Genomic DNA, 24,963 nt, shown 5'->3' with positions numbered 1-24,963 from the left:
CGAATGACTAAAAGTTGCTTTCTACTCAGTGTCTTTAGATACCCCTACATTTATTAGAAATCTTAATTGATTGAAGCGGAAATTATAGCAGATTATTGTTTGTTTAATTCTCAAGAACCCCTCTATCCAGAGAAACTTATATAAGGTATAAAAAACCTCAAGAAACAACTTTCATTGTCTCTCAAGGTTTTTTATCTTCTATTTTCTATCATTAAATTCTTGTGTGTCTCCGTCAGAGAACTCTACTTCTAACTCGAACTCTGTATACTCCTCTACTCCAAATGCTTGAGTAACTTTTTCAATCACTTCTTCCTTGCTCATATCTTTAGTTAGAGCAATTTCCTTAAAAATAGGCTCTAACTCTGTGTAAGCATCGTTTCCAGAGAGATTTTTGGATTCTAATTGGTTAACGTATTCAGCCTCTGTTTCTGATATATCAATATCAAAAGAAGCGTCAATTGCATCCTTTTGATCTGCCGTATCTACATCCAATTCAAATGACTGAAAACCAAATTCACTTTGAGCAGTCTCTTTATCGGGTGCTTCGCTCACTTCTTCCTTATCTCCACAAGCTCCTAATAATAGGAAAGATGAGATAACAGCACTTCCTATTAGTGGATATTTCCTTAATTTCATTTCGAAAATCCTCCTGTCTTCTATAACAATTAAATTATCACCAATGTTTAGCGAAAATAAACAACTAAAAAGCACTTATCCTGGATAACGCTCTTCACTAGCAGAAGTAGACTTAGTATTTCGCTTATCTTTTTCATCTTTCACTTTTTCATTTAATTCTTCTACTGGGATAGGATCAACCGTCTTCATATCTTCATCTTTATCAAAAATACTTTCCTTCTCTGTATTTAATAAATCAGGATTGTCCATAATACGACCCGAAATATCTTGTTTTTCTTTATCCTTTGAATGCTTTTTCATAGTTACCACTCCCTTAGTATGTTTTAAATTGTTTATCCTTTTTTTCGATTACTAAACATTGGCCAAATGTTTGTTTAACATCAATAAATGCGGGAAAACAATTCATAACAAAAAAATTAGGAGGAAACTATTATGAATAAAAATAAAATGGCACTAACTGCACTAGGTCTTGGAGCTGCATTTTTAATGAGAAATAAGGGATCAAGGGATAAACTAGCAAAGCAATTTGGTAGCTTTAAAAATTCTCCTATTCGTGGAACGAAAGCAGATAAAACATACAGTAACTCATCAAAAGGCAAAGGGATTTTAAGTGGAATGTTTAATTAGTACTTGCCTTAAATTCCATTATTAATAGTTAAAGGTCACCGCTTATAAAAATAATAAGTGGTGACCTTTTATACATAAACTATTTTCCTTTGTAATACTCCGTTATTTCATTGTAGTACTTATTTAGAGAGGAAGTGGAAACCTCAAAAGTCTCTGCAATTTCTTTTATAGTCATATTAAAAGGTTCAAACAACCCATTTTCTTGACCAAATCGAATGGCTCCAGCAGCAATTGCCACTTCCTTGCGTGCATTTGGTTGTTGCTCCACTAAATAATCTTCTACAATTTCTATAAACTTACCATATTCACGATTATTTTTCTCTAAGAAATCTATCGCTACTTGTAATACTCCGACTTCAAAGTGTGTATACTCTCCACCCTCATAGCCATTTTCTCCAAGCAATTTCCATAAGGTTGCTCCCGTATCCTTTAAAAAGGCCGAAGCTGATAGAGTATCTTGCTTTTCAAATTGTTTTTCTATTTTATCAAAGACTTCTTGATGATCAACTGGGAAGAAAACTAAACTTGAAATAGCTAAATAATGATTTTCTTTGTTAGTGCCATCTGGCAAGATAAAACAGTATACATGGACTCCTACTGGCACTGGCTTATCACTTTCTCGTCTAAGCATAATGCTCTCTTTGGTGAGTATATGAGAAACCGTCATATAGTTCTCATCCACCTCTGCTACTTTACCAACAAACACCACCGGATTATCCCATTGGCTCAAAACATTTAGTGTAGATGGACGCACCATCTTCTTCTTTTGCTTTTCTATATAGCCTAACCATATCTGCTGTTTATAATGGAAAAAGAACTCATCCATTACGATGGCTTCAATCATTTCTAAATCTAAATAGTCGCCAATCGTTTTGCTCCAAGCACGCACAAGGTTCGCATATTCTTCCATATCCTTACGCTCTGGATAGTGGTCATAAAAAGATTGCAATAATCGTTCCAATTCCTCCGTTTGTACCTCTTCTATAGAATCAGTCTGCCTTGACTCGCAGCACTTTTTGTATTTTTTTCCACTACCACATGGACAAGGATCATTTCGACCTACCATACTTAACACTTCCTTCTCTTTTGGTAAGTGCTTATTTTAACATGAAAGTAGGAAGAATTTAAGATTAAGTAAAAAATAGTAACATGACGGCAAATAAATATATTTAAACACTATTAAATAAGCAAATAATTTACCGTTTTATGGATGTATAACCATCAATATTATCTAGTATTTAACAATATAATAACATATTCTTATTAAGGCTTATAAAATACTATTTTATAAGACTTACATTTTAGGAGAATACATATGAAAAAATTATTATCTTATGGATTGATAGCTGGAATTATTAGCGCAAATATATTCATACCTATTACAAATACTGAGGCAGCTTCTATTTCAAAAGCAGAATCTCTAGTTAAAGTAGCGGAGGAACATGCAGGTGCATTGAAATGGCAAATTTCGTATGAATTGACTAAGGACATTAAATACCCTGATATGAAAATTTTCAACTTAACTAAAAATGCTTATTTAAATGCAAAAAGCGAATTAGAAAAAGTAAACGTTAAGGATAAGGTGAAGTTAGAAAAACGATTAGAAGATAATGCTGGTATTCATTATAAAAGAGCAATGGGATATATCGATGCGATTACTTCTGGAAAGAAAATAGTAGAAAAGGCAAATGAATTTAATGCTCTATATTCTAAAAATCCAACATCTGATGTAACGGAGAAAAGTTACCATAACTTATCTAGTGAAATACGAAAACAAGCAATTTTACTTTACCGTGTTTACGGAAAGTCTACTAGAGATGCCATTTTAACTCAGTTTAAAACTCCGGGTGAAAAAGCTCTTCAATCATCTAAAAACGTAATTACAGCGAAAATGCATATAGACAAGTTAGATCAATTAATCATGGAAAAATCCAACCAAAAATTAGTGGAAGAACAGGTTAATACGTTTTTTGACTCACTAGATACTATCAAAGATGATGCAATTATAGAAGATCTATATGAAGCATATTATCAAAGTATTCGCAAAGATGAGAACTTCCTTAAGCAAGAAAACGAAATTAAGGAGTTTTTCCAAAAGGCTGATGAATATGCAAATGCTGAAAATCTAGAGGCAACTATCGGTTTATACAGTGAAGAATTCCCTGGCTATGCTACGCTGTTAGAAACAATAGAAGCAACATTTAAAGACTTCGATGTTCGATTCGAAACACTTAATTTTGACGTTCAATATATTCTGAATAACAGCGCTTTAGTTATACAACATCAAAAATCCACAATTGATGACAAAAATACAATTGAAACCACTATAGCCTATCTTTTAGAAAAAAATGAAGCTGGTGAATGGAAATTCTTTGATGTATTAGAAGAGTCTGATGAATCAGATCTTCCAGAAGTAGAATAATACTTATTATTGCAGTAATTCTCGGTCTACTATCGAGGATTACTGCATTTTTTATACTTTATAACAAAACAATCATAAATTCAGACCCTATCTATATATAGTCAATTACTTTATTACACATCCACTTTTCTTTCCACATCCAGAATCTAGAAATAATCTGTCAAAAAGCATCACGCAAACTTAGCTTTGCGAAAAAAAGTCCATTTTTTAGCGTTAAATCACTATAAATTAAGTAAATATTCCAAAACGGAAGATATCGACTACAAATTAGGGTATACTTAACATAGGAGTCTGTAAATGTTGAGGAGGTATGGAATATGTCAGTCGCTAGTGAAGCGTCTCAAGTGAACTTAGATTTTCTTATTAATGATTTAGGTCTCAAGCAAGTGTCGAATACAGCCTTGTTCCGCAAAGGGAATATTTTAGTTCTTTCGCCATCAGTTCAAAACAAATCGAATACGTTCGAGTTAGGTGAATCCCTAATGAAAAAATTCAATCCTGAAACAGATGAAGGTTACCTATTAATTCGTATAAAAGAAAAATTTTTAATGGCTAAGCTGCACCCTTTTCAACGCAAAATGATGACAAAAGATACGGAAAAGAGTACAAAAAGTAAACCATCCTTTTGGAAATTCAATGTAATAGAGTCCATCATTCCACGTATAGAAAACAGTGGTGATCGAGAGTTAACCTACAAAATTCAAGCCCCTACTAAAAAACAGCTTACCACCTTTTTTAATAAAAAGTAAAAATGCTCAAGTACGTGGAATGTTTATGCCATGTACTTGAGCATTTTTTTAGATAATAGATGATATGAATATTGAGTTCATCGGACTGGCAAGTATGAGCCATCGTGGATAAATTAAGTAGCTCCTTCAACCTCTTACACATCTTACATATAATTCAGCTTATCCCGTTTAAATGAGTTGAAATTAGCCATATTAAGTTTGAACGAATAAAGGGAAGGAGATTTATATGGGGAGAGACAATAAGCAAGGAAGAAGTAACAACAAAGATTCACTACCTCAAACGCCAAAAAATCTAAAAATCAAACCAGGCGACATCCGAGAAGAATTTGCCAAAGAATTTGAAGAACTAGAAAAAGCTACTCCTAAAGCAAAAAAAAAATAAGCTTCATGAATAAGCCCGCTCTTATCAACTGAGTGGGTTTTCATGAAGCTTTTAATCTAAGAGCTACTAAACTCCTAAAGTTTCTTTTACATATTGCTTAACTTGCTCCGATGTCTGCATAGACAGGGCTTTATCCGCAAGCTGTTTCATCTCCATTTGCGTCAGCTGATTGATCTGATTTCTCGCTTTTAGCATTGAAGGAGCACTCATAGAGAACTCATCTAACCCTAAACCTATTAATAATGGAATAGCTATAGAATCTCCTGCCATTTCTCCACACATTCCTGCCCACTTTCCATTGGCATGTGCAGCATCGATTACCATTTTAACTAATCGTAAAATAGCTGGATGATAAGGCTGATATAAATAGGCAACCGATTCGTTCATTCTATCTGCCGCCATTGTATATTGGATTAGATCATTTGTTCCAACACTGAAAAAGTCCACTTCTTTTGCGAATTGATCAGCTAATACAGCGGTCGAAGGAATTTCTACCATAATACCGACTTCTATATGATCTGATACTAGTGTGCCTTCCTGCTGAAGCTTTTCTTTTTCTTCTAAAAGTAATTGTTTTGCCTCTCTGAATTCCTCTAGAGTTGCAATCATTGGGAACATTATTTTAAGATTCCCAAAGTTACTTGCGCGTAGTAAAGCGCGAAGTTGAGTTCTGAATATTGTTTGTTCCTCTAAGCATAGTCGAATTGCTCTGAAGCCAAGGAATGGATTCATTTCTTCTGGAAGATTTAAATATGGAAGCTGCTTGTCTCCTCCAATATCCAATGTACGAACAACTACAGGTTTATCATCCATCTGTTCAAGCACTTGCTTATATGCTTGGAACTGCTCTTCCTCTGTTGGTAAAGAATCTCGTTCCATATACAGAAACTCTGTACGATATAGCCCGACTCCTTCTCCACCGTTTTCAAGAACACTTTCTATGTCCTTTGGAGTTCCGATGTTTGCTGCTACTTCCACATGTATTCCATCTAATGTGATCGTTTGCTTATTTTTTAGCAACAATAGTTCTTGTTTCTCTACTTCTTGCTGATTTCTTTTCGTGACATAGCTCTCAATAACATCCTTGGAAGGGTTTATAATTACTTCACCATTATCTCCGTCCACAACGATAAAATCACCTTGTTTAATAGCAGATGTAGCATTTTTTGTACCAACAACCGCAGGAATTTCTAATGAACGGGCCATAATAGCAGAATGTGACGTGCGTCCACCCATATCCGTTGTAAATCCTTTAGCGAATGCTCTATTCAATTGAGCCGTATCTGAGGGTGCTAAATCTTTGGAGATGATTATAACTTCTTCATCTATCAACCCAATATTCGGTACTTCCACGCCAAGAAGTCTTGCTATTACTCGCTTCGTTACATCTCGAATATCAGCTGCCCGCTCACGCATATACTCGTTATCAAGCTGTTCAAACATGACAACTAATGTATCTGCAGTTTCTTGCAAAGCAGCCTCTGCATTTACTGCTTCGTCATTTATTTTGCCTTCTACGGTGCCTATTAATTCAGGGTCACTAAGAACAAGTAAATGTGCATCAAAAATCGCAGCGTTTTCCGCGCCTAAGTCAATTTCAGCACGGTCACGAATCTTTTGCAGTTCTAACTTAGCAGCGTTTACTGCCTCATGGAATCGAGTAACCTCTTCTTCCTTATTAGAAACTGTACTTTTTGAAATAGTTAAATCTGGTTCTATCATCAAAAAAGCTTTACCAATGGCTATACCACTGGAAGCTGCAATTCCTATTAAATTTTCTGTCATCACTCAATTATCCCTTCAGATTTAAGAAAGCTTTCGATTGACTCCAACGCTTCTTGTTGGTCAGTTCCCTCAGCAAATATAGAAATACTAGCTCCTTGCCCTACACCTAGAGACATAACACCAAGAATTGATTTTAGGTTAACTTTTTTCCCTTTATACTCCATGGAAATGTCTGAAACGAATTTTGATGCAATTTGTACAAGTCCCGTCGCCGGTCTTGCGTGAATTCCTGATTCTGCTACAACTGTGTAAGTGTGGTTTGTCATAATAATCTTCTCCCTTGAATTGGTTTTATTTTATTTTGCTTATAGCCATTCTATCATATTGCTCATGAATCAGCTCAAATAGATCTGTACCAGGCTTTAAACTAGTCGTTTCTTCTATTGCAAATTGAATTCCTTTTTGTTCAATCATAGTTTGTATTTCATTTGCTTCTGAATCCTCTTTGAAGTCATAATGTAAAGCTGCTGCTATCCCTTTTACTAAGTATAAAGGATTCTCGTTGAACATTTCTACATATTTGGTCGCCGGACGGACAAGTCGATCATTGTTTTTAAGCTTACGCATAGGTGAACGCCCAACTCTCGTTGTATCATCTGAAATATATGGGTTAGCAAAACGATTTATGATTTTTTGTACATATTCAGCATGCTCTTTTTCATTAAAAGAGTAGGTTGTAGTAAGGTATCTTCCTGTTTCCTGCAATACTCGCTCTATCATTTCTCTTATTTCCATATTCTCAAGGGCTTCATGCATATTGCGAATTCCAGCTAAATAACCAAAGTAAGCAACAACAGCATGCCCCGTGTTAACAGTGAACAATTTACGTTCAATAAACGGCTCCAAATTCTGTACAAATGTAACTCCTTGAATTGGTGGATTGGTTCCCTTTATCTCTGATTCATCCACTACCCACTCATAAAATGGCTCAACTACTACTGCTAATTTATCGGCATTAGTTTGATTTGGGACAATTCGATCTACTGCCGCATTTGGAAAGCTGAAATGCGTGTTGAATTGGATTTTTTCATCCATTGTTAGCTCTTCTAATACTTTTTCCTTTAGGAATGTACTGCCACCAATCATATTTTCACAAGCAATAATAGTTAAAGGCTTTTTCGATTGTGTCAGCCGTTTTTTCAATCCCTTTGCTATTAATCCTGATATTAAAGGAAGTATATTAGCTCCTACTGCAGCAGTTACAATATCCGCATTCGCTACCGCATTAATGACAGATTCAGGATTCTTTATACTATTAATTGCATGAACATTCTCAACGAGGAACTCTTTCTGAGATTCCTCAGCAAACTTAACAGTATATTGCTTCTTCTCGTTCAATAAATTAACAATTTCTTCATTGACATCGACAAAACAGGTCTTATATCCAGACTGATGCAACAATAAACCGATAAATCCCCTTCCGATATTTCCAGCTCCAAAATGAACAGCATTCATATTAGTTCACTCCTTCAAAAAAGGCAAGTACGTCCTTTGGTGAAGTTGCATTAACTATCTTTTCTACATTTTCTACTTCAGAAACAGTAATTGCAATATTAGAAAGAATGTCCAAGTGATCATCACCCTTGCCAGCAATACCAAAAATTAGTTTTACTATATTTCCATCTCCAAAATCTACACCGGCTGGAACTTGAATAATAGTGATACCTGATTCTTTCACTTCTTTTTTGGCATCATCTGTCCCATGTGGAATTGCAACAAAGTTTCCCATAAACGTAGATGTCATCTCTTCTCTTTCTAACATTTTTTCTATATAACCAGACTCCACATAACCTTTATCTACTAACATTTGACCCGCTAAACGGATTGCCTCTTCCTTTGTAGCTAATTGTTGACTTAGTAAAATATTTTCTGCTGCTAAAATTGGTAATGCCATTGTAAAACGCCTCCATTAATTTATATTTTCTCTAATAAATGCTTCAAATTCTTCTGCTAAAAATGCTTGAATTTGAGATTCATCTCCTGTTTCAAATAATTGGGTATTTTGTTCATTTTGAATTATTAAGGTACTGATTAAACTCAGCACTTCTAAACCTGCCTTTAGAAATGCTTCAGGTGAAAGTAATACAAGTAGTGTATCCACTTTCATGTCGTTTCCATCCATTCCTTTTGTACGGATGGCCTGTTTAAGTTTGTGAATAGTAAACGATGGTTCTTGAACATATTCGTTACGTGTATGATATAACGCAAGTTTTGTCCCCGGAATACCAATACCACCAATTTTCTCTCTTTCCAATAAAGCTTCTATAACTTTTTCCTTTTCTTCAATGATTTTTCTATCCTCCAACAACACACAAATCTCTTGCATATATTGCTTAACTGTATTTTGTTCTTTTAGTAGACTAAGTTGAAAATTCGTTAAAACCTTTAGCATTACTCCTGTGAACTGATTTAATTTTTCTATTTTTTTCGTTAATATTTCTACAGTTGGATGACTTTCCTTTACTAGTGTTTGAGGTTTCTGCATAAGCATTTTCCTTCTTGCATACAGTTGCACTTGGTTAATCTCTTCGGTTGTTAAAAAAGGGTTAACCATAATATATTCCCTGTGAAAATCCTGCAGGTAAATGGTTGAGATAATAAGGTCCCTATCAGTGATAGTGGTGGTCAACTTATTTAATTCGAATACGGAAATATTCGACACCTCTGATATCTCTTCAATTTCCCGCAATAATCTTGATGCCAGTAATTTAGAAGTTCCAATTCCACTTGAACAAATAATATATGCCTTTAGATCTCCCTTACCTAGTACCCCAATTAAGGCAGATCCAAAATGCATAACCAAATATCCAATTTCTTCATCTGGGATTAATAGCTTTGGAAAAACTTTTCGTGCAGCAGCCTTTACTTGCTCAAACAACTCTTTATAATTCGTTTGAATTTCCTCTAGTAAAGGGTTCACTATACCCATATTTTGCTCTACCCGATAAATCGCAGGTTTTAAATGGGTAACTAATCCTTCAAGAAGGGATTCATTATTTGATAAACGAAAGCTAGTTTGCTTCTCCATTTCCTGAATTAACTTTTTCGCCTTTCTATATAATTCTAAATTGGATGATTCAACTAATACCCCTTCTTGTTGACGAAGTTTAGATCCTTGAAGATGCATCGTTATATAACCGACTTCTGCTTCTGGTATATCAACTTGGAAACGGTCCATTAACATATTAATAATTTTTTTTGCAATCGGGTATTCTGGTTCAAGCGCTATTTGCTTTAAATATGCTTCATCAATAGTAATATTTTCACCTTGTAAAATACGTTCAATAGCCAAGGCAAGATGAACTATTAACCCCACATAAGCACTATCTGTCATTGATAAAGAGAAGTCTGGATATATATCCTTCATAGCCTCTTCAATCATCCCTAACTTTTCTCTATCTACAAGGTGCATTAGCCTTTCCGAAATTGGATCTTCATACTTGCTCGTTTTTTGATGAATCTTTTCTTTAATTAAGGAAAAAAGTCCCTCTTCCTTTAAGGTTTTAGATATTGCGTAACTGATAGCTCTACGCTTTGCATTTTCCGTTCCTGAAAGTTCTACTCCATAACCTCTTTTTTTCAATATCGAAAGCTGGACAGGCTGTAGCTGTTCCTCAAGCTTCATCAAATCTGCACTGACGGTTGAAATCGAAACTCCCAAATCTTTGGAAAGGGAATAGAGTTTGACCGGTTCAGCTGATTCATACAAAATACATAGTATCAATGTTAGCCTTTCCTCTAATGTATATTCCCTTTGTCTGAACTGTTTAAGCTGTTGAACTAATTCTTGCTTTCTTTGTTCATTCCCTATGATTTGAACACCAACTCCTGATTTCCTAATCAGTTCAAGCTCGTAGGAATCTAAAATGCTCTGAACATTATTTAAATCTCGCTGTATTGTTCGTGAACTCACGTCAATTTTTTTAGATAATTCTTTAATCGTTATTTCTTCCTGCTCTACAATTAGTGCTTCAATAATCATCTTTTCTCTGCTCGAAATAAGCATGGTCAACACCTCATTCCTAACGATCCTAAATCATTGGCAAAACTCAGCCTATTAAAATAGGCCGAGTTTCGGATGTGTTTTTATTTTTTTAGTTGTTCAATAAGCTCATCATATTTCGGGCTATTCAAGAAATTCTCTACGGAAATATGATAGGCACTTGGCGATTGTTCCTTAGCACGACTCGTCAAATCCTTATGAGTTACGATTACTTCTGCGTCTGATGGGAGATTGCTAATAGCTGTATTCGTTACAGATACATCGAGACCCTCTTTTTTCATTTTGTTTCTTAAAATAGAAGCTCCCATCGCACTTGACCCCATCCCCGCGTCGCAAGCAAAGATAATATGTTTTACATTAGCAAGAGAAGTTTCCTGAACTAAGTCAGCTGTTGTAGTTGGCTGGATAAATTCTGCGACTCTACTTTCTTTCCCTTTAAGTGAAGAAGTTTTTTCTGTTGCTTTAACTAAATCATCTTCCGCTATACCTTTAGACGTTTTAAGAATAAGAGAAGCAATCAGGAAGGATACTGCAGTAGCGACTACTACAGCCAATATTACTCCTATATGACTTCCTTTTGGAGTTAACGCTAGTATTGAAAATATACTTCCTGGTGAAGGAGCTGCCACTAGACCTGCATTGAATAATTGCAGTGTAAAGATACCAGAAGCTCCACCGGCAATAGCGGCTACAAGTAAGAATGGCTTCATCAAAATATAAGGGAAGTAAATTTCATGAATTCCACCTAGGAAGTGTATAATTGCTGCTCCAGGTGCAGTTTGTTTAGCTGCTCCTTTCCCAAAGAAGATGAATGCAAGTAAAATACCAAGACCTGGTCCTGGGTTTGACTCCAATAAGAACAGAATCGACTTACCTGCATCTGCAGCTTGCTCTATTCCCAAAGGTCCTAATATTCCATGATTAATAGCGTTATTTAAGAATAATACTTTGGCTGGTTCTATGAAAATACTTGCAAGTGGTAATAGACCTGCATCAAATATGAATTGAACTCCTGCTGCAAGGAAATCTGTTAATGCATTAACAGCTGGACCTATTAATTTGTAAGCAACTAATGTTAGTAAACCACCAATAATTCCTGCTGAAAAGTTATTCACTAGCATTTCAAAGCCAGCTTTTATTTTACCTTCTACTAGCTTATCAAATTGCTTAATAGCCCAACCACCTAGAGGTCCTACAATCATCGCCCCAAGGAACATCGGGATATCCGCTCCAACGATTACCCCCATCGTTACGGTAGCACCAACTACTCCACCTCGAATACCATGGACAAGTCTACCACCAGTAAAACCAATTAGGATTGGCAGTAAATAGTTGATCATTGGCCCGACTAGCTCTGCAAATTCTGCATTTGGCAACCATCCAGTTTCTATAAATAATGCTGTAATAAGACCCCATGCTATGAACGCACCGATATTTGGCATAATCATGCCACTTAAAAAGCTACCAAATCGCTGTACTTTAACTTTGAACCCAGATTGTTCTTGTTGTTCTGTACTCATTTTCTCTGTCCCCCTATTTAAATTATTAAGTTATTGTTGTTTACCATATTAAAGCGTTTACATTTAGTATTCAACAAAATGTAAACGCTATCATGTCTTCTTTATTCACGCCAAAATTGAACTTGATTGTTATCATAATTCCGTATCTAACGAATTTACTTTAGATTCCCTGTACTGATAATAGAAGTTTCTACTTTAACATCTACCTGTAGTTTGCTAATAATATCATTTGTTTTCTCTTTATCCCATTTACCATGATAATGTTTCCGGAATTCTTCCGCTAAACCAATGGGATCTACTTCTAATTCTTTTAACTTATCTAGAAATTCTTCGACCTGTTTGGAGGTATGTTTGTCAATATCCTCTTCCAATTCACTTATTTTTTCCAAGCTTTCTAGTTCACCAACTCTATACCCCACATAATCTACAAGAGTTCCTTCCATTTTTAAAGTAATAGATAACTTTGGTGCTTCCATACTTTTATTACTTTTCATCTTTACCTTATTACTGATTAAATCCAATACAAGCTTATCTTCTTCTCCATCTCCAAGGTCTAAAGCTAGCGGTGCTAGGTTTTTTCTCCCCTGTAGTGCTTGTATGATAAGTGCTTCATCATGCGGTATACTTTCTATCATTTCTTTCCCCTTAAAACAGCAACCTCTTCGATTTTAATTATCCCATTTTTTTTATCAACTATCGGAACAATAGAATCATGAACTGTACTCGTTTGGGTATATATAAAGTCATGAATATTCGTATTCGGATTGAAGGCAGTATTAATACTAGGTTGCAATAGATCATTAATATATAAATTGACATTTGGTTTGTCAGGATAATCGGCTTTTAACACTTCTTCTCCATTTTCCTTTACTATTGCAATAAGCACCTTGTTGCCAACTGATGAATCCCTATATAAATGTCGTATCACTTTCCTCATTCTTCCATGCTTTGCAAATTCCTCGTTAAAAAGTACTACTCTTAATTGATTTAAAACAATTTTTTTATCCGATTGCATTTCGATTTCAACGATCCCTTTAGAAATCATATCTGTAGTCACCGAGAAGAGTTGCGTATTCTCTTTAGCCTCCGGTGAAAATTGTGGTATTGCAACGGTTAATTTCATCATTTCTTCATCAATATAGTCAAATGAGAGTGTACTAACCATTCCAATATCTTCTAAAGGCACTTTCAGCTCTTTATCGGAGCAACCGGTTAACAATATCGTTAAAACGAATAGTATGATACTCTTCTTCATTTTGATTTCACCTGCTTTTTTCTTACTAATTGTATTAGGCATAAAAAAATCGGCCATAGGATTACTATATATTCTATATAAATACTTGCATCAAAAAGCTTCTGTTGAAATTCACGGTTAACTGGGAGCATTATAACCCCAAAAATTGCCGCTGCAATAAAGTATACATGGTATCTACTTTTTTTGGATCTAATGGAATCCAATCCCTTTCTTGCGCTCCACAAGTATACCGATGCCGTCGTTAGTATTAAAGAAACCCAAAACGTAATACCCATGATATCGATTCGTTCTACAAAAGAGAACTCACCTGCTTTAAATAGGTGCAGTACCGAGAATTCAACATGCTCTAACTGCCATTCTGAGTAATACATCACACTCACCAATGTTGTAATAAATACTAAGGAAATTGTAATCCATATTCCAATCATGGCATGTTTAAATGCCTTTTTTTGATCAATTATATATGGAAAATAAAACATAATTAATTCATAGCCAAGAATTGATAAATAGCCTTGCTGCATAGCTTTGAAAAACTCCTTTGAAGTAAAGTTAAACAAAGGAAATATATGACTTAGATCACCTTTTTCAATGCCCCATCTTAAAAAGTACACCATCGGCATTGCTAAAAAAAAGGTTAACGTGCAGAATCGTGCAATTGTTTTAATACCACCGTTCACAATATAAGTAAGAAGTAGAAGCACTAATATTATGGTTACAGTAGTAGTTTGTTCAGGTAACGCAGTGCTTTGTATCAGATTCATATAATTACTAACGACAGCAGAAATCAACAAGGTAAAATGGAGAACTATTAAGACATTAATACCCTTACCCATCCACTTTCCTAATAGTATTTCATTGATACGAAACAAGTTATCCCCTTTATACTGAGAACAAATCCAAACCATAGGCCATATAGTTATAGTTGCTATGATTCCAAAATAGATTGGCATTAGGACCTGACTATAGCCTAAAACACTTAATCTTTGAGGAGCGGAGAGAAGCCCAGTTCCAACCATTGTATTTTGCACTAAAAAAATTACGTGGTATACGCCTAGGACTTTTAAGTTCTTTGGACTCAAGTTCTCCCTCCTCCGTTTAAAATATTATTTCTTGGGCGATTTGGAAATCCCCGATTTCTTAGTCAAATACTTAGTCGGAAATCTAATGATGCCATTCAATAAATCCGTTGCCTTTCTAGGAATAACAGGACTCATATAAGGCTTTCCTAGGGAGTCAATTCTTAGTAGATGGACCATTAACCAAGTAAAAGCAATCATTTGCCCAAACAAGCCAAACAATCCGGCAGAAATAATGAAAATATATCGTACAAACCTGCTAGTATTACTAACTAAGAAGATAGGTGGTAAAAAGGAAAGTAATGCGGATGTAGCAACAAGTACAACCAAGATATTACTAATCAGTCCCGCCTCAACAGCTGCAGTTCCAATTACAATACCTCCTACGATACCTATTGTTTGCCCTACTTTAGCCGGCATTCGAGATCCTGCTTCCCTTAGTACTTCAATAATGAGTTCGATAAATAACACTTCAAATAGGGGTGGAAACGGCACCTTAGCTCTAGATTCCTGTAGGTTTAGTAGAAGCTCATAAGGGAGAATTTCTGGATGAAATGTCAAAGCTGATACGTACAATGGAGTGATTGTGATTGTTAAAAAGAACCCAAAAAATCGAAGCATTCTTAGTAAGGAAGCCGTTGTCCAGCGATTATAATAATCCTCTACAGACATGAACATTTCCAAAAAAGTGACTGGGCAAATCATTACAGCAGAACTATTTTCCATAAAAACGACAATTCTTCCATCATGCAAATAGCCACTTACTGTATCTGGACGCACCGTTAAATAGTACTGCGGAAAAGGAGATAGAGGATTATCCTCTATAAGTTGTTTGAGAATTGTGACATCCGTATAAGCCGGGTGATCTAACTTTTCAATTCTTTCTTTCAAAACTTCTAGGTTATCTTTGTTTACAATGCCATCCATATAAACTACGGAAATTTTTGTATCCGTTTCAGTTCCTATTGTAAATGTTTCATTTTTCAGCATCGGACTTTTAATACGTCTCTTTACTAAAGAGATATTCGTTTCCAACGATTCTGTAAAAGCATCCTGCGGACCTATTACGGTAGATTCTACCTCTGTGTTTGTGATAGAACGGGTTGGTGCGCTGTATGTATCAATACTAAGTAATTGAAAGGTCTTGTGAAAAAACAAAATGGTTTGTCCAGTGATCACCTTTTTAGTTATCTCTTGTATATCCGTATCCTCAATAGAATCTGAAACCTGATGTATCTGATGGATATAGTTTGTGAGAGGAATGAAAACCATCGTTTGTATCGTCATCTTTTCTACTAATGAATTAGAATATATAACTGTAACTACACCTTCATCTGTAGCAATTTTTTTAAACATAATATCATCTATCTCAGATGTCTGTTTTCTAATATTTTCCAGTCTTTCTGTAACTTGGTCCTTTAGTTCATTTGTTGGTTCTTCGTGCTCTATTTTTGTCGTTTTCTTTTGGGATGTACCACTTAAAGTGGCACGCACTAACCTCCCTATTTTCACAAGAACCACTCTCCTACTTAAAGATTTCCTTAGTTTGCCACCCCTTTCATTAATTATGTATTTTAAACAGTAGAAAATGATAGAATGAAACTATTTTGATGAATGGACGTATTAGTAAAAAGAGGTGATTTAATGATGTTAGATTCACAAGAATGGTTACATACTGAGTTAATAAAAGTAGAAGCTTGGGAGAAAGATCAGGGTGACCTATGGTTTTGGGAGAAAATCGGTAGATTGCCTTTTAAAATAATGGATAAATGGACTCCAAAATTTATTCAATCAAAAATGGGATCGTTAATCGATGAGCTTGGACAATATGTCCAAACAGGTGGCAGCTATTTAAGTTCAACATCGAAGATCAGATCATATTATCCAACCATGGGAATTGAAAATATAGAAGAAGTCAACCGATTACCCATTGCTACTATGGACAATGCAGTAACAGGAATAGCGAAAAATAGAAAAAACCTAGCTACCGTTCAAGGTGCCGGGACAGGTATTGGAGGTATCTTTACATTATCCATTGATATCCCTTTCCTATTAGGTCTACAGCTGAAAACGTTACAGGATATTGCCATTTGTTATGGTTATGATCCGAATGACAAAAAGGAAAGATTATTTATTATCAAATCTCTTCAATTTATTTCCTCAGATATTGTCGGAAAACAAGCTATTTTATCTCAGCTATCTAAGTTTGACAAACAAGATGAAGAGACAAAGCGAGAGGTATTATCGGAGATACAGGGCTGGCGTGAAGTGGTATTGTCTTATAGAGACCAGTTTGGCTGGAAAAAGCTATTTCAAATGATTCCAATTGCAGGTCTTGTTTTTGGGGCTTTTATTAACCGTTCAGCAATCCATGATATTGCTGAGGCTGGAATGATGCTTTATCGTAAAAGAAGAATTATAGAGAGATTAAACGAAGAAAGTAGTGATCTTATGCTAGATACTTTTAAAATCAGCAGTAAAAGAGACCTAACTTAACATCAGAAAGGTCTCCGAAATACAGAGAAGGACTTTAGAGTTCTACAACTTGAGGTTCTTCTCCTTTTGTATTCATCACTCGGATTTTTGTAGGCGTAACTTTTAAGATTAACAAATCTGGATCTTCAGGACCTTCAAACCAACCTTTTAGCGCTTTGTTCCATACTTTTTCTTTCATTGCTTCATCATCTGATTCGATGACAGTCCCCTCAATTTCTAAAAAGCTGTCGCCAAACCCATGCCCATCATAGCCTAATAGTATATGTGTATTGGGATTTTGCTTAAGTTCTTCCGCTTTATGTGTTTTTTTACTTGTTGCTGTATACAGAGTAAGGTTATCGTTAAAAAAAGTCATATATCGGGAATGTGGTTTATTCTGTTGTACTGTCGCCATGGTACCAACCATATTTTTCTCTAAAATTTTTAGTGCTTCTTCTTTTGCATTATTTGCCATGAATGATCCTCTCCTTCGATTGTATCCTCTTTCTTATTATTCCTTTGTCTGCTCGAATTAAACATTTTACTTACCACGTTTTTAAAAATTGAGTGGCACGATTTCTACCCTTTTCTAGTAATTCGTGTTTTATTTCATCGCTCAAATCAAACTGTGTTGCCTCGTAATCCTCCACTGGAATAAAAATTATGTTCTTTTCAATTTTCCGTGAAATATATCTTTCGTCGTGGGCATTTTTCATTGTTGAGAATAGTGCTTCAAATAAATTTAATCCATTTTTTATTTTGCGAGGTTCCCTGTCTTCTGATTTGCTACTTAGTTTTAAGCCTAGTATCGGTCTCTCTTTGTTACCATTGTCAAAAATCCACATAGGAAAATTACTTAACACACCACCATCGACAATAATCGTATCAGATGAAGTAACTTTTAATTTAACGGGTTCAAAGAAAAATGGGATTCCGCAGCTCATACGGAGAGCTCGCGCTATCGGAAAACTAGATGCTGATATCCCATAACGCTCTAAATCATCAGGAATTACCATTATTTTACCGTTCGTAAGGTCTGAAGCTACTAACTTTAGTGAACCTTGCTCGATGTCTGAAAAGGTATATACTCCTTTCAAAGCAAGCTTTTCTAGAAACCAGTTTTCGAGTGCCTTTCCTTGATATAATCCTAGCCGCCAATATAGATTTATCCATTTCATTAATGGAAATGGCAGAATTGTATTCCGAGGATCTAAAAGCGCTAATGTATCTAGTTCGTTCAATAATTCTTCTATTTCTTTACTAGTAAAACCAGCCGCAATGAAACTAGCAAGAATCGCTCCTGCACTAGTGCCAGCTACTCGCTTGAATTTATATCCTTTTTCCTCTAATACTTGATGGGCACCAACCAATGCAAAGCCCTTAAGTCCACCTCCTGAAAAAACTCCATCTATTAACAAATGAACATCCCCTTTTTTCTAGCTGTTGTTACACTGTAAGAAACAAAGGGGAAAAATAGAACTCCAAAAGTTGATTTTGTTTTCGTAGTAAAATTAAAGAATGATATATTTTATAAAAATAAAAAAACCCATATACAAAACAATTCTATCGTTTTGTATATGGGTTTATTAAAACTTCAATTCTTTTAACATTCGTTCTTATTTTTATTGCGATTGGCATTGGTTTTATTTTCGTTATTATTTTTTTTCTGAGCATTATTGTTTTGTACGTAGACATCTAAATCATCTGGACTGACATCATATCCGAATCCATATTCTTCACGGTCTAATGAGTTACTCTTGTTACTGTTATTTTTCTTCGACATGAAATTTCACCTCCATGAAGAATAACTTGTGTAAGTTATTAGGTTTTATTCATCAATTATTTAAGCTTAACTTGAAGTAATTGAAACACTTCTTCTAATTTATCTTTTGGTATGGAATTGTATTGATCTCCAATACTCACCTCAAAACTATAAGTAGATTGGTTTGTCACTTTGAGATAACTAGTCAAACCTACTCCAGTTTTGTAGTAAACTTCTTTAAGTACTGCTTCTAACTGCTCCTTTGGTCGAGTTATGTGTACATGGAACATGTTAGATACGGGAACAGTAGGTTTAGTTTGGATGGAAGGGCATGAATTAAATAGCATCGCTAACTCTATTGCATTTTCATAGTATAGCTCCATTTTTGATATTCTCTTATCAAAGTAATAACTAGAGCTTAAGATATACGGATACAGACTTATTAAATCTCCACCATGACGACGCTTCCAGACTTTCGATTGTTGTGTAAACTCTTTGTCTCCTGCAAGAATAGCTCCGGCTAGTCCTCCAATTCCTTTATAAAACGAAATATACACACTATCAAAAAGACCACAAATTTCAGCTGCAGATTTCTGATAATACGGAAGAATTTCAAAAAGTCTTGCTCCGTCTAAATGCAATCGAATCCCGTTTGCTTTACAATACTCGGAGATTTCTACAATAGTTTTGTAGTCAGGGAGCTGTCCCCCAATTTCTCGCTGAGGCAGTTCTAATAATAGACAGGCTATATCTTGATCTAAATTCAGGACATCCTCTAATCCTATTAAGCCTGCTTCATCACCAAGTAAAACTGTATCAATATGATGCAATTCCTTTAAACCATCTTCTTCATGTATTTCTAAATGGCTTAGTGGATGGTACGCTACTTTCTTAACCCCTTTTTCGTCGCACCAAATTCGTAAGGCTATTTGTTGAGCCATTGTACCACTTGGGAAGAATACGGCAGACTCTTTTCCTAAATACGTAGCCATTTTCTCTTGAAAAGACTCAATGATTTGTCCTTTTCCGTATATATCGCTTTCTTGCTGTCCATCTACCTGTTCAAAGACTTCTTTTATAACTTGCATATTTCTTTTTCCATTTCCAGCTACTTGATACTGAGTTTGTTTAAACGCTTCCACTAAAGAAATACTTTCAGTCATATTCTCTGCCTCCTGATATTTAGGAATTATCTATTTATTTTAACACTCCAAGAGGCAAATTATTGGTATTATTTATTCTTGCGTTCTATAGCTGCATCTATATAGGCTTTAAAAATACGCTTTGAAGGCTCGTCACCATCAATAGCAAATTCTTCTGGGTGCCATTGAAAGCCAAATACGAAACTATGGTCCTTACTTTCTAGACATTCAATGATTCCATCTGCTGCTTTTGCAATTATTTCTAAACCTCTGCCTACTTTATTGACTGCTTGGTGATGAAATGAATTTACTTTAAATTCTTCTTCCTGCAGAAAATCGTAAAGTCGGTTATCCTTTTTCAGTTTTACAGGATGCGATCTATGCGTTCGAATTGCCTTTTGTAAATGTTGCATTACTGGTTCTTCCCGCTGTGAATGAATGGATTGGTAAAGCGATCCGCCCTGTACAATATTTAACATATGTAAACCACGACATACCCCAATATAAGGTTTATCTAAATCCAACATTTTTTGAATAAGCTTATATTCCATTTCGTCTAATTGGGGTGTAATCTGCTTTAAGTGCACATGAGGAACTTCGTTGTAATAACCTGGATCAATATCCTCTCCTCCTGTAACAAAAAGTCCATCTAACCGTATACTCAATTCATCTATGTCTTCCTCTGGTACTAGAGGGATTAATATTGGAATTCCGCCGGCTTGTATAATCGCATTTGCATAAACTGGCGGCATAAAATAACATCCATCCTCAAGAACTTCTGTTGTGATCCCTATTATTGGTTTCATTTATTTTCTCTCTCTTCTCTTTTCATAAGTATATTCTTTCTATATATACCCACTTATAAATTTCCAGAAACGTAACGGACTATTCGGACAAATGAAGAGTTTTACGTTTGTTTTTATGTATCTAGGGAATAAATGTAACAATCAAGTTAAAGGAGGAATTCATAATGGCAGATAAATATGAAGAACTAGACAAAAAAGTTCTAGGTCAAACACAGCAACAGCAACCAGGTATCGAAGAGGAAATGACTCCACAGCCTATTTTTGATGACCAAAATTATAAAGGATCAGGCAAATTAACTGGAAAAGTTGCCTTAGTTACAGGTGGAGATAGTGGAATAGGACGCGCAGTTTCTGTTGCATTTGCTAAGGAAGGTGCAAATGTTGCTATTGTCTATTTAGATGAAAATGAGCAACAAGATGCAGAAAAAACTACAACGCTTATAGAAAAGTATGGTGGAAAAGCATTAGCAATCAAAACCGATTTGAGCGATGATGAAAACTGTCAACAAGCAGTGGAGCAAGTGATTCAGGAATTTGGGCAACTGAATGTGTTAGTTAATAATGCTGGTAAGCAGTTCCCAACACAGGATTTTCTAGCAATCTCACCAGACCAATTGCAAGAAACCTTCTCAACTAATATTTTTTCCATGTTTTACTTATCCCAAGCTGCACTTCCACATATGAAAAAAGGCGATACTATCATCAATACTTCTTCTATCACAGCCTACAATGGTTCACCTGAGCTAATCGATTACTCTGCCACAAAAGGAGCAATAACCACCTTCACGCGTTCCTTGGCATTGAACTTAATCGAAAAAGGTATTAGGGTAAACGCAGTGGCACCTGGTCCTATTTGGACGCCACTTATACCCGCTACATTTGATAAAGAGAAAGTGAAACAGCATGGTGCAAATACGCCAATCGGTCGTCGTGGACAGCCTGCGGAAAATGCACCATCTTATGTATTTTTAGCATCCACTGATTCCAGTTATATGACCGGCCAAACGATTCATGTAGATGGTGGAGATTTTGTAGGGTCTTAATTAGGAATTTTAAATTCAGCGCTGATATTAGCTGTTGATTGTAAAATAAAGAATATGCTCAGAGTTTTTTCTCTGAGCATATTCTTCTTTATTTTACACATCTATAATTACAGTTCATTTATTTCCAAATATTTTTTTACCTTGAAGCCCTGATATTATTTAAATTTATTAATACTCTAATAATATCTTAAAGAAAGAAGGGATGATTAATATGTCAGGAAATGATGGTGTTAGTGGATACGGTTATGGTTCTGGTTTTACTCTGATTGTCGTGTTATTTATTTTGCTTATTATTGTGGGAGCTGCTTTTGTTGATGGTTACGGTGGCGGTTACTAATTCGAATAGTTGCAAATCGCAAATTAGTTGCTTCAAATCGCTAGATGCACCTATTAAACCGCAAGTAGAGGACTTCAAATCGCTATTTCCACTTGGATAATCGCAAGATGTTTAACTAAATCAACTATAATTGTATATGCAAAAGACGAGATTCTATAAAGGAAGAATCTCGTTTTTTATTGCAAATTATATTAAATTAAAAATCAAAGTTATCTGGATCTGGCCCTACTCGGTGATTTTTATTCAATTGATTAATTTGATCCATGTCCTCTTTTGTTAACTCAAAATCAAACACCTCTGTATTTTCTATAATGCGATGTTCTATCGTAGATTTTGGAATTGTAATAACATCGTTTTGGAGGTCCCAGCGCACAATAACTTGAGCTACAGTCTTTCCATGCCTAGATGCTATTTCTTGAAGTTCTTCATTATCAAGCAACTGTCCCGCCATTAATGGAGACCACGCCTCTAATTGAATGTTTTGTTCCTTACAGAATTTTTGTAACTCTTTTTGTATCAAACGCGGATGATACTCCACTTGGTTTACCATAGGATTAATTTCAGCATCCATCATTAACTCCTCTAGGTGGTGGATTTGAAAATTACTTACACCAATCGCTTTTACACGCCCCTCCTTGTAAAGTGTTTCTAGAGCTTTCCATGCTTCTTTAAATTTGCCTTCTACCGGCCAATGAATTAAGTATAAATCTAAATATTCTAGACCAAGTTTTGCCAAGCTTTCTTCATAGGCAGCAATCGTTTCTTCATAACCCAACTCGGAGTTCCATACTTTCGAGGTTATAAAAAGCTCCTCTCTAGCAACATTTCCTTCTTCTATACCTTTTCGGATTCCTTGTCCCACTCCGACTTCATTTCCATAAATGGCTGCTGTATCGAAGCTACGGTATCCATGTTTAATAGCAATTTTCACTGCGTCTATTAATTCTTGTCCATCCTCAACTCTAAATACCCCGAGTCCTAACAAAGGCATTTCTACACCATTGTGTAATGTTTTTGTAGATTTTAAATTTTTCATTTTTAATTCCTCCAATATTAATTATTGTGTTGGTCTTTTCTCTCTAGCATTCGACTAATACCGGTTAAGATAGCTGCAAGCATAACCATTATCGCTCCAATCCAAGCAGTGTGGATGAGGCCGAGAGAAGCAGCAACAAATCCTCCTAAATAAGATCCAACCGCAATACCAGCGTTAAAAGCAGCTATATTCATTGCAGAAGCAACGTCAACTGCACTTGGTACAAATCGCTCTGCTAGCATTACTACATATACTTGCAGTCCTGGAACATTCATAAATGCAAATAACCCCATTAAAATGATGGTTATTAACCCTGCTACTTTAAAAGGAGCTGTAAATGTTAATAGAAACAGTACAATTGCTTGTATTATAAACATATAAAAGAGTGAGCAAATCGGGTTTTTATCCGAAAGCTTCCCGCCAATCATATTTCCAATTGCAATTGCAATCCCATAAATAAGTAAAATTACTGCGATAGTTCCTTGTTTGAATCCCGTTACAGACTGTAGTAATGGTGATAAATACGTGAACACGACAAATGTCCCTCCATAACCAAGTGCTGTAATTATTAAAACCAATAATAATCTACCATTTGTAACAAGCTTTACTTGATCTTTTAACGAGGTCCGTGTGCCTTTCCGTAAATCAGATGGAATAAGTATGCTATTTGCTATAAATCCTACTATTCCTATAACGACAATTGCCACAAAGGCGAAACGCCAACCGAACTGTTGCCCAAGGAAAGTACCAAAAGGGACACCTGTAATAGTTGCCACGGTTAATCCTGTAAACATTATAGAAATTGCACTTGCTCTTTTATCTTCTGGCACTAAGTCAGCAGCTATTGTCGAACCGATGGACATAAAAACACCATGTGAAAATGCAGAAATGATACGTGCAATTAAAAGCACTGTTACACTAGTTGCTCCAGCAGCAATTCCATTACCTATAATAAAAACTATCATTATCCATAGTAGTAAGGATTTACGTGGCATCCTAGAAGTAAGTGATGTTAATACTGGTGCACCTATTGTTACACCTAGCGCATATAAGGAAACGGTTAGTCCAGCTGTAGTTAGTGATATATCCAAATCGTTTGATATTAGCGGTAACAATCCAACACTAACAAATTCTGTCGTTCCTATTGCAAATGCGCTTACTGCTAATGCTAGTAATGCAAAATTACTTCTTTTTTTATCTGAAGTCATTATTTCTCGACCTTTCTTTCGAATTCTGTATAAATATAGTCCATGAGACCAAAACATATTGTAATTCTGCCGGCAAATGTTATTATGGTTCATAGTCACCCAAAAGAAAAGTACGCACTTTAAAGTAATATAGGCACCATAAAGTTATATAGATACTTTTTAGTACCTATAAAAGGAGAAATAGTATGAAACAAAAGAAGTATAATATATCTGTAGAAGCAACATTGGAAGTTATTGGTGGTAAGTGGAAATGTGTCATATTATGTCATTTAACACACGGAAAAAAGCGAACGAGTGAATTGAAACGACTTATGCCTGACATCACTCAGAAAATGTTGACACAACAACTAAGAGAATTAGAGGAAGATGGTGTTATAAACAGAATTGTCTATAACCAAGTACCACCCAAAGTAGAATATGAACTGAGCGAATATGGTTCAAGCCTTGAAAGTATATTAAGTGCGCTCTGTACATGGGGAGAAGTGCATATTACAAAAGTGTATGGAGATAAATTTTCTGTATTAGAGAATAGCATCTTGAACGAAAACTTGAAATAAAAATGCAAAGCACTCTTCTCTAACGTGAATATTGCGTCCAAGTAGAGAATCCCTTAGGAGAATCACAGACCCTTTGCAGAAAGTAGCCTTCTGATTCGAAAATTCTTTTTATAAAAACGAGATTCTCTATATAGAGAATCTC

General features: G+C 35.4%; 28 protein-coding genes. 8 read left to right on the top strand and 20 right to left on the bottom strand.

Features of this window, described 5'->3' with window-relative positions:
• Nucleotides 1–198: 198 nt before the first annotated feature.
• Both MKY29_RS02645 and MKY29_RS02640 read right to left on the bottom strand, forming a co-directional pair.
• Complete coding sequence (locus MKY29_RS02645) at nt 199–636, bottom strand: YusW family protein (RefSeq protein WP_090564787.1); 438 nt, start codon at nt 634–636, stop codon at nt 199–201.
• A 75-nt stretch (nt 637–711) separates the two neighbouring features.
• On the bottom strand, nt 712–936 hold the full coding sequence (locus MKY29_RS02640) for a hypothetical protein (RefSeq protein WP_090564790.1): 225 nt from the start codon (nt 934–936) through the stop codon (nt 712–714).
• 132 nt (nt 937–1,068) lie between these two features.
• Between MKY29_RS02640 and MKY29_RS02635 the strand changes: the two genes are divergently transcribed.
• Nucleotides 1,069–1,263: a hypothetical protein gene (locus MKY29_RS02635; RefSeq protein WP_090564792.1), complete on the top strand. Its 195-nt coding sequence runs from the start codon at nt 1,069–1,071 to the stop codon at nt 1,261–1,263.
• A gap of 79 nt (nt 1,264–1,342) precedes the next feature.
• Here the strand turns inward: MKY29_RS02635 and MKY29_RS02630 are convergent, their stop codons facing one another.
• Nucleotides 1,343–2,329, bottom strand: coding sequence for a YecA family protein (locus tag MKY29_RS02630; RefSeq protein ID WP_241597336.1), 987 nt, complete (start codon nt 2,327–2,329; stop codon nt 1,343–1,345).
• Nucleotides 2,330–2,578: 249 nt separating this feature from the next.
• On the opposite strand from MKY29_RS02630, the gene MKY29_RS02625 reads away from it, so the two are divergent.
• The 3 genes from MKY29_RS02625 to MKY29_RS02615 all read left to right on the top strand — a co-directional run bounded on the left by MKY29_RS02625 (nt 2,579) and on the right by MKY29_RS02615 (nt 4,816).
• The gene (locus MKY29_RS02625; RefSeq protein WP_340878898.1) at nt 2,579–3,685 is read left to right on the top strand and encodes a hypothetical protein; all 1,107 of its coding nucleotides are present in this window, start codon (nt 2,579–2,581) and stop codon (nt 3,683–3,685) included.
• 317 nt (nt 3,686–4,002) lie between these two features.
• On the top strand, nt 4,003–4,434 hold the full coding sequence (locus MKY29_RS02620) for a hypothetical protein (protein WP_090564797.1): 432 nt from the start codon (nt 4,003–4,005) through the stop codon (nt 4,432–4,434).
• Nucleotides 4,435–4,660: 226 nt separating this feature from the next.
• Nucleotides 4,661–4,816 carry a YfhD family protein gene (locus MKY29_RS02615; protein WP_139219666.1) on the top strand — a complete coding sequence of 52 codons (156 nt, stop codon included), beginning with the start codon at nt 4,661–4,663 and terminating at the stop codon, nt 4,814–4,816.
• Nucleotides 4,817–4,882: 66 nt separating this feature from the next.
• Here MKY29_RS02615 and ptsP read toward each other — a convergent pair whose 3' ends face one another.
• From ptsP to MKY29_RS02565, 10 genes are all read right to left on the bottom strand, one after another.
• On the bottom strand, nt 4,883–6,601 hold the full coding sequence (gene ptsP / locus MKY29_RS02610; protein WP_340878897.1) for a phosphoenolpyruvate--protein phosphotransferase: 1,719 nt from the start codon (nt 6,599–6,601) through the stop codon (nt 4,883–4,885).
• Nucleotides 6,601–6,867 carry a phosphocarrier protein HPr gene (locus MKY29_RS02605; protein ID WP_090564801.1) on the bottom strand — a complete coding sequence of 89 codons (267 nt, stop codon included), beginning with the start codon at nt 6,865–6,867 and terminating at the stop codon, nt 6,601–6,603. The genes ptsP and MKY29_RS02605 overlap by 1 nt, the downstream gene beginning before the upstream one ends.
• A gap of 25 nt (nt 6,868–6,892) precedes the next feature.
• Entirely contained in the window at nt 6,893–8,056 is a 1,164-nt protein-coding gene (locus MKY29_RS02600; protein WP_093493564.1) for a mannitol-1-phosphate 5-dehydrogenase, read from the bottom strand.
• Between the two features lies 1 nt (nt 8,057).
• Nucleotides 8,058–8,495, bottom strand: coding sequence for a PTS sugar transporter subunit IIA (locus MKY29_RS02595; RefSeq protein WP_093493562.1), 438 nt, complete (start codon nt 8,493–8,495; stop codon nt 8,058–8,060).
• 15 nt (nt 8,496–8,510) lie between these two features.
• Nucleotides 8,511–10,616: a BglG family transcription antiterminator gene (locus MKY29_RS02590; protein ID WP_340878896.1), complete on the bottom strand. Its 2,106-nt coding sequence runs from the start codon at nt 10,614–10,616 to the stop codon at nt 8,511–8,513.
• 71 nt (nt 10,617–10,687) lie between these two features.
• On the bottom strand, nt 10,688–12,124 hold the full coding sequence (locus tag MKY29_RS02585) for a PTS mannitol transporter subunit IICB (RefSeq protein WP_340878895.1): 1,437 nt from the start codon (nt 12,122–12,124) through the stop codon (nt 10,688–10,690).
• A gap of 155 nt (nt 12,125–12,279) precedes the next feature.
• Nucleotides 12,280–12,759 carry a Ger(x)C family spore germination C-terminal domain-containing protein gene (locus MKY29_RS02580; RefSeq protein WP_340878894.1) on the bottom strand — a complete coding sequence of 160 codons (480 nt, stop codon included), beginning with the start codon at nt 12,757–12,759 and terminating at the stop codon, nt 12,280–12,282.
• A complete protein-coding gene (locus MKY29_RS02575) occupies nt 12,756–13,379 on the bottom strand; it encodes a Ger(x)C family spore germination protein (protein ID WP_340878893.1) in 624 nt (207 codons plus the stop codon). The genes MKY29_RS02580 and MKY29_RS02575 overlap by 4 nt, the downstream gene beginning before the upstream one ends.
• On the bottom strand, nt 13,376–14,458 hold the full coding sequence (locus MKY29_RS02570; protein ID WP_340878892.1) for a GerAB/ArcD/ProY family transporter: 1,083 nt from the start codon (nt 14,456–14,458) through the stop codon (nt 13,376–13,378). The genes MKY29_RS02575 and MKY29_RS02570 overlap by 4 nt, the downstream gene beginning before the upstream one ends.
• 24 nt (nt 14,459–14,482) lie before the next feature.
• Nucleotides 14,483–15,967, bottom strand: a complete 1,485-nt coding sequence (locus MKY29_RS02565) for a spore germination protein (protein WP_241597358.1) — start codon at nt 15,965–15,967, stop codon at nt 14,483–14,485.
• A gap of 132 nt (nt 15,968–16,099) precedes the next feature.
• On the opposite strand from MKY29_RS02565, the gene MKY29_RS02560 reads away from it, so the two are divergent.
• Entirely contained in the window at nt 16,100–16,951 is an 852-nt protein-coding gene (locus MKY29_RS02560; RefSeq protein ID WP_241597361.1) for an EcsC family protein, read from the top strand.
• 34 nt (nt 16,952–16,985) lie between these two features.
• Here MKY29_RS02560 and MKY29_RS02555 read toward each other — a convergent pair whose 3' ends face one another.
• The 5 genes from MKY29_RS02555 to MKY29_RS02535 all read right to left on the bottom strand — a co-directional run bounded on the left by MKY29_RS02555 (nt 16,986) and on the right by MKY29_RS02535 (nt 20,640).
• On the bottom strand, nt 16,986–17,405 hold the full coding sequence (locus MKY29_RS02555) for a pyridoxamine 5'-phosphate oxidase family protein (RefSeq protein WP_093493554.1): 420 nt from the start codon (nt 17,403–17,405) through the stop codon (nt 16,986–16,988).
• 70 nt (nt 17,406–17,475) lie between these two features.
• On the bottom strand, nt 17,476–18,348 hold the full coding sequence (locus MKY29_RS02550) for a patatin-like phospholipase family protein (RefSeq protein ID WP_090564817.1): 873 nt from the start codon (nt 18,346–18,348) through the stop codon (nt 17,476–17,478).
• Nucleotides 18,349–18,533: 185 nt separating this feature from the next.
• On the bottom strand, nt 18,534–18,713 hold the full coding sequence (locus MKY29_RS02545) for a hypothetical protein (protein ID WP_093493552.1): 180 nt from the start codon (nt 18,711–18,713) through the stop codon (nt 18,534–18,536).
• Nucleotides 18,714–18,769: 56 nt separating this feature from the next.
• A complete protein-coding gene (locus MKY29_RS02540; protein ID WP_340878891.1) occupies nt 18,770–19,855 on the bottom strand; it encodes a threonine aldolase family protein in 1,086 nt (361 codons plus the stop codon).
• Between the two features lie 68 nt (nt 19,856–19,923).
• On the bottom strand, nt 19,924–20,640 hold the full coding sequence (locus MKY29_RS02535) for a gamma-glutamyl-gamma-aminobutyrate hydrolase family protein (RefSeq protein WP_090564823.1): 717 nt from the start codon (nt 20,638–20,640) through the stop codon (nt 19,924–19,926).
• Nucleotides 20,641–20,804: 164 nt separating this feature from the next.
• On the opposite strand from MKY29_RS02535, the gene MKY29_RS02530 reads away from it, so the two are divergent.
• Nucleotides 20,805–21,683, top strand: coding sequence for an SDR family oxidoreductase (locus tag MKY29_RS02530; protein ID WP_245402384.1), 879 nt, complete (start codon nt 20,805–20,807; stop codon nt 21,681–21,683).
• Nucleotides 21,684–21,894: 211 nt separating this feature from the next.
• A complete protein-coding gene (locus MKY29_RS02525) occupies nt 21,895–22,020 on the top strand; it encodes a YjcZ family sporulation protein (protein ID WP_093493546.1) in 126 nt (41 codons plus the stop codon).
• 196 nt (nt 22,021–22,216) lie between these two features.
• On the opposite strand, the gene MKY29_RS02520 is transcribed toward MKY29_RS02525, so the two are convergent.
• Entirely contained in the window at nt 22,217–23,056 is an 840-nt protein-coding gene (locus MKY29_RS02520; RefSeq protein ID WP_340878890.1) for an aldo/keto reductase, read from the bottom strand.
• A 17-nt stretch (nt 23,057–23,073) separates the two neighbouring features.
• On the bottom strand, nt 23,074–24,264 hold the full coding sequence (locus MKY29_RS02515) for an MFS transporter (RefSeq protein ID WP_340878889.1): 1,191 nt from the start codon (nt 24,262–24,264) through the stop codon (nt 23,074–23,076).
• Nucleotides 24,265–24,449: 185 nt separating this feature from the next.
• Between MKY29_RS02515 and MKY29_RS02510 the strand changes: the two genes are divergently transcribed.
• A complete protein-coding gene (locus tag MKY29_RS02510) occupies nt 24,450–24,821 on the top strand; it encodes a winged helix-turn-helix transcriptional regulator (protein WP_090564834.1) in 372 nt (123 codons plus the stop codon).
• The last annotated feature ends 142 nt before the right edge of the window (nt 24,822–24,963 follow it).

Origin of the sequence: Psychrobacillus sp. FSL K6-2365, assembly GCF_038003165.1 — a bacterium.
GTDB classification, from domain to species: domain Bacteria; phylum Bacillota; class Bacilli; order Bacillales_A; family Planococcaceae; genus Psychrobacillus; species Psychrobacillus psychrodurans.
This window is presented reverse-complemented; position numbering and strand designations above follow the sequence as displayed.